We start from the raw sequence: 12,301 nt of genomic DNA on the forward strand, positions 1-12,301 counted from the left end.
CGGCGCGGGGATTTCGTGCAACATATTATCAGACTCTCCTCGGGAAATGAACGGGACCATCGTCCGCCGGACGTTTTGTTGCAACAAAATAGCGAAAGCCCGCGTTAACGCAAGGACTTTTTCAGGTGGCGCGCAACTCCGCCGACGACATTCGCGCCACGCTTGCCCTCCTGATCGCGGATTCACTAGCGTGACCAGTCAGGTTGCTTCATGCAACGACCTGCCCTGCCCTCGTCGAGCATGGTGTCGACGCAGAAGCGCGAACTCTCGATCATTGCGGATTGAACTCGCCGGCTTTCGGGAAACATTGCCTCGACCATTGTCGGCCCAGTTGCCGGCAAGAGCCTTGCGCAGCCGATCTCACTGTCGAGGCCGACGAAACAGCCAGTCACGCGCATCGATGCGACCCTGCGGTAAGTCGGACTCCTGTGGGGATAAAGCACTCTGCCAGGCGCAAATTTGGAGATGCAACGACGAATAGATTTACTAGGGGAGCATGAGGAAGTGTGGGGCGGTTATGCGGCGAGAGCTGTTTCGTCTGGTTCGTGATTGTCGTTCGCCATACCGGGATACCATTGCTGGAAGATCGTGCGCAGGGAGCCGTCGAGGGTCTGCGTGCGGGTTTGCAGCAGAAGATGCGCGCCGATCCTGCTCCACTGCATCTGCTGCTTTTTCGCGAACCGCTTGCTGATGACGGCATTGACGGTTGCCTCGACGAAGGCCGAGGATATCCGCTCACCGGACCGGTAACGTTCGCCGTCGTTGATCAGGCTTGCGCTGTTGGAAGCGATGTAGGAACGGGACTCGCCGATGGCCGTCAGGAATTTGCGCATGTTCGGCTAGTCCGTTTCGAGCGCTTCCGCATCGAATTGCAGGTCGTTTCCTTGCTCGGATACGGATCAAAGCGATGGTCAATACGCTCGGCCGCGATCTGAGGGGCCTGCGCGACCGGGCGATCCTGCTCCTGGGCTTCGCCGGCGGACTGCGCCGTTCGGAGATCGTCGGCCTCGACGTCGTCCGCGGTGATCACAGCGACGGCGCCGGCTGGATCGAGATTTTTCCTGACCAGGGCGTCCCGGTGACGCTGCGCGGCAAGACGGGATGGCGCGAGGTCGAGGTCGGCCGCGGCGCCTCCGACCAGACCTGCCCCGTCGCCGCCCTCGAGAGCTGGATCCGCTTCGCCCGTATCGCAAGAGGTCTGCTCTTCCGCCGCATCTTCAAGGACAACAAGACCGTCGACGTCGAGCGGCTCTCCGACAAGCATGTCGCCCGCCTGGTCAAGCAGACCGCACTCGCCGCCGGCGTCCGGTCCGATCTTCCGGAAGGGGAACGTGAGCTGGCACTCGCTGCGCGCCGGCCTCGCCTTGTCGGCCGACATCGAGGAACGCTATGTCCAGAAGCAGCTCGGCCACGCTTCGCCGAGATGACCCGCAAATATCAGCGCCGTCGCGATCGGTTCCGGACCAACCTCACCAAGGCCTCCGGGCTCTAGTAAAGCCCCTCCCCTCCCCCGATTGATGCCGCCAAGTGACGGTCAAGGGGCAGGATTTTCACCTTACCGCTTCATTGAAATCGGGAAGTGAAAGCGACACCCGGACCAACCTCATCAAGGCGTCGGGGCTCTGAAGCCCTGCTTGTTTTTTCCTTGCGAAACTGGAACTACACTCCACAATTGCAAGGATGATGGAGCGCCTCATCATCACTGAGCGATGCCCCTGCAGGACCTAGGCCGGGCGCTGCTTTGCGAAGCATGATGCAAAAGCCTCCGGTATCCATCCCATCAAGCAGCGGCTCAAAAGGCCCCTCCCCTCTCCCATGCAGAGGCATCGAAGGCGGTAAGGTGAACATCGACGAGTCAGATTTTCACGCCGTTGGGAGGCTGCGGCGAGGCGCCGAATCCACTTAACTTGGTGCGATCCGTCCACCAAACTCGGCCGAGAGTCCACCGAACCAGGATGAGAATGACCGCACGTTCCCGGCTTTTCCAGCGATCTAGGGTGACCGACTGTCGCTTTCACTTCCGGATCTCAATTGAAGCCCTAAGGTGCGCTTCTGATCCCGGCTGGTTCCAAAACGCGCTACTTGCAAAACTCTCTCCTCCCCAAAACTCTGGAATTCCGTGCTTTCGGCCACAGCAGGTCCGTGGATGGCGATTACGCGGCCGCACGGGCGGCGGCATCATCCACATGAAAGGTTTCTTGGGGCGCCGGGCCCGCATCGAACGCGAGCAGCGGCAGGCGCGCCGAACCGAGATTGAGAACCGTGTCCTTCACGAGGTTGGACCCGAGGGATCGCGGGAGATCCCATTCCTGGGAGCCACCCCGACTGCTTCGATTATGTGCCGCGCGAAAACCGCTTCTTTGTTTACCGGACTGGGAGCGGTCTTGCGCTTGCGCTCACCGGATTTTTGCCCATTGGTCCTTCGACATCCACGACCTTGAGGGGCGCGACCGGCGCGAGATCGGCTTTATCCCGTGGCCGATGAAAATGCGGGTGCTCGCCGACGAAGGCGTCTCGGTGCCCCGGCTGACGGAACGCACGAGGCGATCGATACGCAACGGCCTGCCCTTTGCCTGGTTCTTCCTGATGACGCACGGGCAGCGGGTTGATCCGGACGTCGGCCACGCGATCGCGGCTGGGTTGGATTCGGTGCTGCCCTTCGACCGCCGCGCGTTTGTGGCCGGGATCTTGTCCGACGACGACATCGAGACGCTGCTGCGCCATCTGCCAAACGAGGTATTGGCGACAACTCGCTAACGGCGCTTGCGTAGACCGCGGCTCTCTTGAACCCTGGTGCCAGGCCGCCTTAGGTGTGGAGCCCCTGCCCTAGCCGGCGCCGGAGGCGCTGCTGATCAAGTTCGTCGCGCATCATCTGTGGGATCCCGCAAAGCGAGAAGCCGATCTTGCACACGGCAGGCCGGCTCGGCGACGTTGAACCCGAGGGGGCTTTTACGCAGCGACGGGCCGCACGCGCCCTCGACGGTTCGCGGGCGGGCTGTCGAACTGGTCGACGTTTACGATATGGCGCGGCTTGGTGGCAAAGTTCAACGCGCCGGGGCCGTGACACGACCTTTCTGCCGTCGACTATTTGCGCGGCGGACTCGCTACCTCGCATCAAATAGACTGCCGTCTAAATGGCAAAAAAATTAGTGAAAACAATCGGACAGCTGACAGTGCCCTGTTGTACGAGGTCGAAAGGGCCCCAACAAGACCGGAAGCGTCTCAGTTCGAATATTCAGAGCGCAGCCGCAAGCCTGCTCCAGCGGAGCGCATAGATCGCGTCGTCTGTCCACACGCCTTTGAACCACTCAGATAGCCGGAAATGAGCCTCTTTCACGAAGCCGGATTCTTCGAGCACGCGGACAGCGCCAGTCGACAGGACGCAATGTTGCGGTGAATGGGGGAAATTGTAGAAGGCGCATTCGATCAAACTGCGGGCCGCTTCGGTAGCGTAACTGTGATTCCAATATTGCTGCCCTCTAGTGGACCCGATCTGCGACAGCCGAGTATCCGCCTCGAATGTCTTGAGGCTGCTATCGCCGACGATCCTTCGATCTTCATTGCGCTCAAGAGCAAACTGGAACCATCCCGGATTGTCTGGATTGCGCAGCCCGTCGATTCCAGGAATGCGCATCCGTCATCTTCGGTGCAGGTCTCCCAGCTTTGAAAACGGGCGACTTCGGGCTTGGCGTACATCGCCTCGAAGACATCAGGGATCGAGCGGGGTGAAGCGGCGAGCAGGTAGGCGGTGCGATTCGAAGAAATGCCTCATCGAAAATCGTTGGATCGCATTTCGCACCTGCCCGGGACAGACGCGTTGACGGTGCCGAGTTTCAAATTCAAATAAACCAATCCCGAATGACCTTCTGCCGCCAGTTGGCGTTAACCTTTTGTTAACTTAAAATTTCTTGTCGGGACAAACGAATCGGACATAATGACGGCATTCGAAAGAATTTCGGCGAAATGCCGTCACTTGAGGTTCCGGAAAACATGAACGTTTTAGCGCCCGTGTCGAAACCCCTCTTCGACGACACCATTCTGGCACAAGGCCGCGAGATTTCCAGGAAGCTGAACCAGCTTCGTTTCGAGACCTTCCCACCGAACGCCAGGAAGACCTTGCGGCAATTTTCACTCGGGGAAGCGGCGCATTTTCTCGGGGTCTCGACTAGCAATCTCAAGAAGCTGCACCTTGAAGGCAAGGGTGTCGAGCCAACTATACATGCCGGAGGTCGCCGGACATATTCGGCAGAGCAGATCATGGAGCTGCGTCAATGGCTCGACCGCCACGGCCGAGCCGATGTGAAGAAATACGTTCCTCACCGCCGCAGGGACGAGAAGCTGCAGGTCGTTGCCGTTGTTAATTTCAAGGGGGGCAGCGGAAAGACAACGACGGCCGCACACCTTGCGCAACATCTGGCGCTAACGGGGCACCGTGTATTGGCCATCGACCTCGACCCACAGGCTTCGCTGTCGGCCCTGTACGGCATCCAACCCGAACTCGACAAGAATCCGTCGATCTACGAAGCGATCCGTTATGACGACGAGCGGAAGCCCATCACCGACGTGATCTTGCCGACAAACTTTCCAGGCCTGGAACTTATCCCTGCATCGCTAGAATTGCAGGAATATGAGTATGACACTCCCCTGGCGATGCAGGACAAGAATTCCGTCATCGGGAAGACGTTTTGGAATCGCATCGAAAAAGTATTGCGGGAGGTCGATGACCGATACGACGTGGTCGTAATCGATTGTCCGCCCCAGCTCGGCTATTTGACGCTGACCGCTTTGTCGGCGGCGAGTTCGGTGCTGATCACTGTACATCCGCAGATGCTCGACCTGATGTCCATGTCGCAGTTCCTTCTGATGCTCGGCGACATCCTGAAGACAATTCGCCAGGCGGGCGGCGACGTAGATTTAGATTGGTTCAGATATTTGATCACTCGATACGAACCGACCGACGTCCCGCAAGCCCAGATGGTCGGATTCATGCAGTCAATGCTCGCGTCACAAATGCTCAAGACGCCGATGTTGAAATCGACCGCGATTTCGGATGCTGGGCTAACGAAGCAGACGCTTTATGAGGTCGAGAAATCCGGGATGATTAGGGCAACGTACGACCGTGCCATGGAGTCGATGGAAGCGGTTAACGCGGAAATCAGAGAACTGATCCACGGGGCTTGGGGACGTACGAAATAGACGGCCGTCTAAGTCAGGTTTTATTGCAATGAAATCAGATGAATGACCCAAATTTCGGGACGCTGAAATGGCAAGAAAGAACGTTTTCGACAATTTGATGCGGGAATCCGCGCCCGAAACGGCAGAAGATGGCGAGCCAGCTTCCGGGTTTCGCAAATTCGGAGCGGCGAGGTCCATCTCATCGTCGATCGATGAATTGGCCAGGCAGGCCTCCAAACTCGCCGAAGGCGAAACGGTTATTGAACTTGATCCCGACCTTGTCGACAGGTCATTTGTGCCCGACCGCATGAGCGTTGATCAGGACGACGCATACCACGAACTGCTGGAGGCAGTGAGGGAGAGGGGACAGGATACCCCAATCCTTGTAAGACCCCATCCCAGCACCGAAGGCCGCTACATGGCCGTTTTCGGACACCGACGGGTGAGAGTTGCCAAACAACTCGGGAGGCCTGTCCGCGCCGTGGTGAAGACGCTGGCAGACATCGACCACGTTGTCGCACAGGGGCAGGAAAATTCCGCCCGCGCCAATCTTACGTTTATTGAGCGTGTTCTGTTCGCCCAGCAACTGGACGGGCTTGGTTTCAGCCGCGAAACCATCCAATCTGCTCTGTCGGTCGACTACCAGACCCTCTCTAAGATGCTGACGATTCCGAAAGCTATCCCCGCGGTCGTCATTGATGCGATTGGGCCGGCCAAAGGGATTGGACGCGACCGGTGGTTGGATCTTCGGAAACTCGTCGAGAACCCCAAGAACACGCCAATTGCCAAGAGCTATGTGGCCAGCGAAGATTTCGCCGCCGCGGATTCTGACGAGCGTTTCAACCTGCTCTTTGATTTTCTGAATGGAGCGAAATCCAATAAGGCAATCAGGAAAGGGCTCGCTCCGCGAAACGACAGAACCTGGGCACCGGCTGACAAATCGGTCGCCGCGACGATTAGAAACAATGGAAAGGCCTTCAGTCTGGCTCTGAAAGCGAAAGACGCGGCCGAGTTCGGCGAATACATTTCGGACAACCTGGACAGCCTTTACGCGGCATTCAGAACGTCGAAAGAAGAAGCAACAGGAGACTAAACCCGCAAAAGAAAAAGGCCCCCGAACGTCACCGTCGCGGAAGCCCTTCTCATCCTTAAGCAAGCTGAGAATCACATTTTCGCGAATCACTGTCAAGAGTCTAGGCGTCGATTCGGCGGACGGATTTCTTTTGCCTAATTGAAGGCGAAGGAAGAAATGGAAACGGGTATTGCAACGACGCCCTTTGGGCGGCGGCCGATGTCGCTTGCCATGTTGGCAGCGCAAAACGACTCACGTGAAATCCCCAAGGGCAGGGTTGTTGACAAATGGCAGATTTACCGCGACCTCTGCGAGGGCAAGAGCATCGTCGGCATTGGCGATCGCGCACTGGCCGTCCTGAATGCGCTGCTATCATTCTATCCTGACAGCGAGCTGAGTGAGGAAAACGGCCTCATCGTGTTTCCCTCGAACGCACAGCTGTCCCTTAGAGCTCATGGGATGCCCGAACCCACAGTCAGGCGGCACCTGGCGGCCCTTGTGGGCAGCGGGCTGATCGTCCGTCGGGACAGCCCGAACGGCAAGCGTTACGCGCGCAAGGGCCGGGGAGGCGAGATTGAGGAAGCATTTGGCTTCTCGCTGGCGCCGCTGCTGGCTCGTGCTCACGAGTTCGAGGCGGCGGCTGAGCATGTTCGCGCCGACAACAGGGCGCTCAGGCTTATGCGCGAGCGGATCACCTTGCACCGCCGTGACATCCACAAGCTGATCGAGGCGGCGGTTGAAGAAGACGTGCCGGGCGACTGGGGAGGCCTGTGGAAGCGTTTCCGCGCCGTTGTGGAGACAATTCCGCGCCGTGCTTCCGTTGTCGAGCTCGAGCCGATCATGGGCGATCTGGCCGCGTTGCATGACGAAGTGGATAAGCTGCTGGAAGCTCACATGAAATCCTCGAATCCGAGCGGCAATGACTCTCAAAACGAGCGGCAGCAATCTGATTCAAACACCGACTCTATTTTTGAATTTGAACCGGCTTTCGAACAAAGCAGGGCGGCGGTCGAGTCAGAACGACGAGAGGCCGAGAAGCCGAGAGGATATCCGCTAGGGCTAGTCCTGAAAGCTTGCCCGGAAATTGCTGACTATGCAGTCGACGGGATCGGCAACTGGCGCGATTTCATGATAACGACGGCCCAGGTGCGCGGATATCTTGGCGTTTCGCCGTCTGCCTATGAGGATGCCTGCCATACGATGGGTCAGGAAACCGCCGCGATCGTGATCGCGTGCATCCTGCAGAGAGCGCAGCACATCAACTCGGCTGGCGGATACTTGCGGGCGTTGACGGACAAGGCGAGGGATGGGGAGTTTTCGGTCGGACCGATGCTGATGGCGGCGCTGAAGGCCAACGGGGCAACGGCGCGGATGACCGGATGAGTGTGTGGGTACCGGGATTTGCCGAGCGAGGGCTCAGGGTTTGATCCGCGCAATAGGGCGTGGACAGTGGCTGCAGCGCTTTTGGGTAAGAAAGCCCTATGCGAGGACCGAGGACATGAAAAACGAGCACGACCGGGGCCGGGATGGTGTGGTGGAACTCACTTCCCGAGGCCGATCGCGCGGCTTGGCTGGCGCGGGCCGGCAGCGCCGTCCCTGCGAATGTCTGGGTGGCGTACAAGCGGCTCGGAGATGTTGAGCGTCAGCCGCGGACTATAAACTGACGGCGGTCCCTGCGGCGGCGATGAAGTCTCTCGGATCTAGGTCACGAGATGACTGGTTCTGCGACGAGATCAAGCCTTAGGGCTCCTGGAGCAGGTTCTCAACTGACGAAGCCGACCGTTGAGCACCTCCCCTCGGTATCCGCTCGTGAGGCGCTCAAGCGGGTTCGATTCCGGACTTGAAAACTATCGAAAAATGCCATATTTTTTGCACAAGAAACGTGGCTGTTTATTGGTGGAGTGGATCCTATGAGCCAGGCACTCAAGACTTCCGTGCAGAATGAACCTCTCGTCTTGTCCTATATGGACCGGAGCGGGAAGATCGCGATCGAGCAGGTCGCGGACGGTTTCGGCATGTCCAAGGGGCAGTTGGCCCAGACCGCCGGTCTTGCTCGCGAGACCCTCTATCGGTCGGAGCGCAGCCGGACATTAAAGACACAGGGACGTCTGCGGGAAATGCTCGAGATCATCAGCCGTGTGGCGGATTGGGCGGGCGGCAAGGAACAAGCGATGGCCTGGTATCGAGCCCAGCCGCTTCCGGCATTCGGCGGGCGCACCGCCGAAGCGCTTGTGAAGGAGGGCAAGGCCGCTGCGGTCCGTGACTATCTCGATCACATGGCCGTTGGTGGCTTTGCTTGAGGTTTGCCGGAACCTGCTACAGGACGCACGATCCACGTTGGGCATTCAAGCCGACTTCCGGTGATGGAGCGGCGATCCGGGGTGCGCGCTTTAATCCCAAGGGTGTGCCGGCGCTTTATCTGGCGCTGACCGTCATGACAGCGGTCAAGGAAGCCAACCAGGGTTTCGCGCATCGGATCGACCCTTGCGTGCTGTGCTCCTACGAAGTCGATTGCGACGACGTTGCGGACCTGACGATGGAACCGGCGAGGGGAGAATTCTCCGTCACGCTCGAGGATACGGCCTGCGCCTGGGCGACGGCTCTCAGCGATGGAAACCGCCCGGCGTCATGGTCCATTTATGACCGACTGCGGCGTCGAGGCATTGCCGGCATTCTGGTTCCGAGTTTTGCTCCGGGTGCCGAGACGGAGGATCGCAACCTGGTGCTTTGGGACTGGGGTCCGCATCTTCCGCATAAGGTAACTGTATTCGACCCGAGCGGCCGGCTGCCGAAGGACCAGCTGTCCTGGCGATAAAACATGCGGAAGGGCAGGGGCGTTTTCGGCTGCAGGTGTCGCGCGACGCTTTCGGGGCGATATCAGTCACCGACCTCGATCGAATTGTGATCGCACCATGTCCGCAACGCTCTTTCCTCCGCATTCGCTTCGAAAGCGTACCACCGATCGAGTGCACCCCTTCGCTGCAACAGATCCTTGAACCTTGCGTACGCGCCTCTTTTGCTGAAGATTTCTTGAACGTCACCGACGTTGTCTGGGAGAAATTGGCGGGCGAAGTCCAGGACGAGCGGCTTGCCCAGGGCGAGTTCTTTCTTGTCAGGTATTTGGACGTATTTGTCGCTGTCGTCGATATCATCCGGCAATTCGTCCAAATCACCAGTGAATTCGGAATTCCAGTAGAGCGTGCCTGCTAACAGTACGTCTTTGAAGCTGACGGGCATTGTCGTTCGGCGTCCCAAATAGATTGGCGCGGAGCCAACGCATCACAGGTCGGTACCACGAGCTGTACTCGATCCCGCCCCGCGCATGGTGTACCCGGCCTGACGAAGTCGCTCGCGAGCGCTCTCAACAACGCTGTAGCGAGCGGCGTGGCGGGGGGCATCGATGTTCGCCGGCAAGGTCGGGTTGCTCACACCAACCTGATTCGAAGGACCCACCGATGACCGACGTGCGCACGCTCGTGGTGAAGACCCCTGACGCTGATCTTTTGCGCGCGATGATGGGCTTTGCCGCCGAGCGGCGGATGGAGATGGTGGACGGCGCCGCAACCGGCGGGCCGGGTTCCTAAACGATGATTCTCGCTGCCCTTCCGAGCGTGCGTTCGGCCTCGTTGTAATAGTTCGAGGCCTGCTGCACGGAACGATGCTGCGACTGCTGCATGGCTTCCTGCAGCGGAATGCCGCGGCGGGCCGTTTCGGTCAGGTAGCCGGAGCGCAGGCCGTGGGCGGAGAAGACTTGCGGGTCGAGGCCAGCCTCGGCGACGCGGCGTTTCAGGATCAGGTTGACGGCCTGCGGCGTGAGGGCCCGCTTCTCCAGATTTCCCCAGCGGTCGATGCCGCGAAACACGGCGCCCTCGCTGATCCCGGCGCGCTCGAGCCAGTCTTTTAGGACCAGCACCGGGCGCCCGACGAGCAGCACGAAAGCGTCGCTGTCGGCCTGTGTCGTCTTGGTGCGGCCAAGCCGGAGTTTTAGGCAGGGCAGTTTTGGCCCCTCTGGATCCTTGGGATCGGCCGGCACAGGCTCTTCCTCGACCAGCTGTTCGACACGCAGGGACGAAATCTCGCTGCGGCGCCGGCCGCCGGAGGCGAAGGCGGTGAGCAACAGAGCGCGGTCGCGGATGTCGACCAGTTTTTCTCCCGCGCAGGCCTTCAGGAGGGCGGCCAAAATATCCGCGGTCACCGCTTTCTTGCTCTTGCGGCCGCGCGGGCGGGCGCTGGCGCGCACCGCCAGTTTTAGCGCGCTTTGCAGTCCAGGGGCGTTGAATTTTCCCCTAAGACCGCGCCATTTGGTCAGCGTCGACCAGCTCGACAGTCGCCGGCGCACGGTGGCGGGCGCGTGCGGCCCGTCGCTGCGCAGAAGCCCTTCAGCTTTCAGCGTTATCGCGACTTCGGCGGGCATGCCGTGCGCCGGATCGGTTTCGCGTTTCGAAAAATCCCACAGGTGATGGGCGACGAATTTTATCAAAAGCGCCTCCGGCGCGGGCCAGGGGAGCGAAAAACCGGTGGCGGCAAGCGACCAGGCTTCGAGGTAGCCAAGATCCGACGCCAGCGCCCGCAGGGAATTCTCGCCGATGCCTTCCTTGGCGAGGTAGCGCAGGGTTTCAACGTCGTCGTCGGTGAGGATGTCGGCCAGAAAGTCGCGGCGGTCGAACGGCAGCACCGACTCCAGCGCATCGAGCGCCTCGGCGCGGCGCAGTTTCGGGTCGGATATGGGCTTTGGCAGGTGAAGGTCCATGACGCCGCCTCAGAACAGATATTTTCTATCTGCCCACTCGAGCAGAACGGCCGCGTCGCGGTCTGGCAGGCGCACGCGCCCGGCGCGCAGTCCGTCGGCGATGGTGTGGCCGACATCAGGATTGACCCAGTGCCCGTGCGTCATCAGAAAAAACCAGGCGAAGGGCAGGCCCGTTTCGGCGTCGATCGCCTCGATGCGCTCCATCAGCCGGTGCACGGACACGTCCTCTTCGCCCAGCAGCCTCTCGGTGGGCATTTTGAGTGGCCGCGGGATAAAACCGATCTCGCGTTTTTGGCCGGGACCCTCAAAATCGTGGATGTCGAAGGCCCAATGGTCAAAGATACGGTTGTTGCAGGTGCTCGATCGTTCCCAGTCGGCAAAAAAGCGGTTTTCGCGCGGCACAAAATCCAACCAGCCCGGATTGGCGTCTAAAAACGTAGTGTGGCGCGTGCCGTCGGGGCCGACCTCACGGAGGACACGGTTTTCCAGCTCGGGCCGGCGCGCCTCGCGCTGCTCGCGTTCGATGCGCGCTCGGCGCGCCAAAAAACTGCGCATGTGGACGAGGCCGCCGCCAACGCCTCCACGCAGCCGGTAAGCGGGCCCGGACAGTATGGCTGCGTCCGTCTCGGGCTCACGCTGCACCCAGGACGGGTCCAAAAGATCGTCGGCGCTAGAGGGGCGATAGTCGGGATCGACCACGGGTCCGGCCACAACCTCGGTCTCGCGGCCGAGCGCGAGCTGGACGAAGTCGGCGACGCCCGGGCCGGTCGGCGCAAAGGCGAAGGCGCTGGTGCCGCGCCATTCGGTGAATTTTTCTCCGCTCTCGCGATGCCGGTTCCAGAAGGCGGTGAGGTCGCCGCCGACATCGGCCAGTGCGCGCTCGACCCAGGCGCGATGGTCGCCGAGGCGCGTGCCATCGGCAGCGATGACAGCATGAGGGTTGCACCAGTAGGGATCGTCGATGCTCGCGACGGTAAAGGCGAAGCCCGGAAAGGTCTTGTTCAGGGCAGGGGCGAGTTCGGCGTCGGCCGACTGCGGCTGCAGAGCTGCGAGCACGGTTTCGACCGAGGCGGCGTCGGGCAGGCGGACAGGGTTTTCTTCGCTCATCCCGGCGGTCCTCTCTTGCGCGTAAAAGAACCACGGGCCTTGCGTGATTGTCGACCCGCGAGACGGCGCCGGCGGCGGTCTGGAAGGGCGATTCTGGGGTCAGAACAAGAGCTGCTCGAAATCATACGCTAAGGTCGAACGGAACGTGAACTGTCGTCTCTGACTCGCATGATGGTCTGTCGGCTGGTTTCGAACTT

Annotated in this window: 10 protein-coding genes and 4 pseudogenes; 8 read left to right on the forward strand and 6 right to left on the reverse strand. The window is 60.2% G+C overall.

From position 1 onward, the window contains the following. Positions 1 to 218: 218 nt before the first annotated feature. Together NKI17_RS36255 and NKI17_RS36260 are read right to left on the reverse strand one after the other, a co-directional pair. Positions 219 to 356: pseudogene (locus NKI17_RS36255) on the reverse strand (acyl-homoserine-lactone synthase); the annotation flags it as partial. 159 nt (positions 357 to 515) lie between these two features. Continuing rightward, positions 516 to 839: pseudogene (locus NKI17_RS36260) on the reverse strand (ISKra4 family transposase); the annotation flags it as partial. Between the two features lie 65 nt (positions 840 to 904). Between NKI17_RS36260 and NKI17_RS36265 the strand changes: the two are divergent. Then, positions 905 to 1,492 (forward strand): annotated as a pseudogene (locus NKI17_RS36265) (tyrosine-type recombinase/integrase); the annotation flags it as partial. Between the two features lie 1,094 nt (positions 1,493 to 2,586). After that, a pseudogene (locus tag NKI17_RS36270) lies at positions 2,587 to 3,055 on the forward strand (hypothetical protein); the annotation flags it as partial. 180 nt (positions 3,056 to 3,235) lie between these two features. Here the strand turns inward: NKI17_RS36270 and NKI17_RS36275 are convergent. Further along, positions 3,236 to 3,634 (reverse strand): GNAT family N-acetyltransferase, encoded by a 399-nt coding sequence (locus NKI17_RS36275; protein WP_352907880.1) that lies wholly within the window; start codon positions 3,632 to 3,634, stop codon positions 3,236 to 3,238. Between the two features lie 356 nt (positions 3,635 to 3,990). On the opposite strand from NKI17_RS36275, the gene repA reads away from it, so the two are divergent. From repA to NKI17_RS36300, 5 genes are all read left to right on the forward strand, one after another. Next, complete coding sequence (gene repA, locus NKI17_RS36280) at positions 3,991 to 5,196, forward strand: plasmid partitioning protein RepA (RefSeq protein WP_352907889.1); 1,206 nt, start codon at positions 3,991 to 3,993, stop codon at positions 5,194 to 5,196. A gap of 67 nt (positions 5,197 to 5,263) precedes the next feature. Then, positions 5,264 to 6,268: a plasmid partitioning protein RepB gene (repB, locus tag NKI17_RS36285; RefSeq protein WP_352907881.1), complete on the forward strand. Its 1,005-nt coding sequence runs from the start codon at positions 5,264 to 5,266 to the stop codon at positions 6,266 to 6,268. A gap of 156 nt (positions 6,269 to 6,424) precedes the next feature. Beyond that, positions 6,425 to 7,630 (forward strand): plasmid replication protein RepC, encoded by a 1,206-nt coding sequence (gene repC / locus NKI17_RS36290; RefSeq protein ID WP_352907883.1) that lies wholly within the window; start codon positions 6,425 to 6,427, stop codon positions 7,628 to 7,630. A gap of 527 nt (positions 7,631 to 8,157) precedes the next feature. Continuing rightward, positions 8,158 to 8,547 (forward strand): antitoxin Xre/MbcA/ParS toxin-binding domain-containing protein, encoded by a 390-nt coding sequence (locus NKI17_RS36295; RefSeq protein ID WP_352907884.1) that lies wholly within the window; start codon positions 8,158 to 8,160, stop codon positions 8,545 to 8,547. Continuing rightward, entirely contained in the window at positions 8,544 to 9,062 is a 519-nt protein-coding gene (locus tag NKI17_RS36300) for an RES family NAD+ phosphorylase (protein ID WP_352907885.1), read from the forward strand. Before NKI17_RS36295 ends, NKI17_RS36300 begins: the two co-directional genes overlap by 4 nt. Positions 9,063 to 9,124: 62 nt before the next feature. On the opposite strand, the gene NKI17_RS36305 is transcribed toward NKI17_RS36300, so the two are convergent. Further along, positions 9,125 to 9,484 (reverse strand): DUF3159 domain-containing protein, encoded by a 360-nt coding sequence (locus tag NKI17_RS36305; RefSeq protein ID WP_352907886.1) that lies wholly within the window; start codon positions 9,482 to 9,484, stop codon positions 9,125 to 9,127. Between the two features lie 218 nt (positions 9,485 to 9,702). On the opposite strand from NKI17_RS36305, the gene NKI17_RS36310 reads away from it, so the two are divergent. Continuing rightward, entirely contained in the window at positions 9,703 to 9,831 is a 129-nt protein-coding gene (locus NKI17_RS36310; RefSeq protein ID WP_352907890.1) for a hypothetical protein, read from the forward strand. Here NKI17_RS36310 and NKI17_RS36315 read toward each other — a convergent pair. Beyond that, positions 9,828 to 10,997 carry a site-specific integrase gene (locus NKI17_RS36315; RefSeq protein ID WP_352907887.1) on the reverse strand — a complete coding sequence of 390 codons (1,170 nt, stop codon included), beginning with the start codon at positions 10,995 to 10,997 and terminating at the stop codon, positions 9,828 to 9,830. The genes NKI17_RS36310 and NKI17_RS36315 overlap by 4 nt on opposite strands. A 9-nt stretch (positions 10,998 to 11,006) precedes the next feature. Next, a complete protein-coding gene (locus tag NKI17_RS36320) occupies positions 11,007 to 12,104 on the reverse strand; it encodes a hypothetical protein (RefSeq protein WP_352907888.1) in 1,098 nt (365 codons plus the stop codon). Positions 12,105 to 12,301 lie beyond the last annotated feature (197 nt).

The organism is Mesorhizobium sp. M0816 (assembly GCF_040320005.1).
GTDB lineage: Bacteria > Pseudomonadota > Alphaproteobacteria > Rhizobiales > Rhizobiaceae > Mesorhizobium.

Bases quoted from the DNA above. Each gene is read 5' to 3' on its own strand.
- NKI17_RS36275 (WP_352907880.1), bottom strand. From the start codon at position 3,634: ATGCGCATTCCTGGAATCGACGGGCTGCGCAATCCAGACAATCCGGGA.
- repA (WP_352907889.1), top strand. From the start codon at position 3,991: ATGAACGTTTTAGCGCCCGTGTCGAAACCCCTCTTCGACGACACCATT.
- repB (WP_352907881.1), top strand. From the start codon at position 5,264: ATGGCAAGAAAGAACGTTTTCGACAATTTGATGCGGGAATCCGCGCCC.
- repC (WP_352907883.1), top strand. From the start codon at position 6,425: ATGGAAACGGGTATTGCAACGACGCCCTTTGGGCGGCGGCCGATGTCG.
- NKI17_RS36295 (WP_352907884.1), top strand. From the start codon at position 8,158: ATGAGCCAGGCACTCAAGACTTCCGTGCAGAATGAACCTCTCGTCTTG.
- NKI17_RS36305 (WP_352907886.1), bottom strand. From the start codon at position 9,484: ATGCCCGTCAGCTTCAAAGACGTACTGTTAGCAGGCACGCTCTACTGG.
- NKI17_RS36310 (WP_352907890.1), top strand. From the start codon at position 9,703: ATGACCGACGTGCGCACGCTCGTGGTGAAGACCCCTGACGCTGATCTT.
- NKI17_RS36315 (WP_352907887.1), bottom strand. From the start codon at position 10,997: ATGGACCTTCACCTGCCAAAGCCCATATCCGACCCGAAACTGCGCCGC.
- NKI17_RS36320 (WP_352907888.1), bottom strand. From the start codon at position 12,104: ATGAGCGAAGAAAACCCTGTCCGCCTGCCCGACGCCGCCTCGGTCGAA.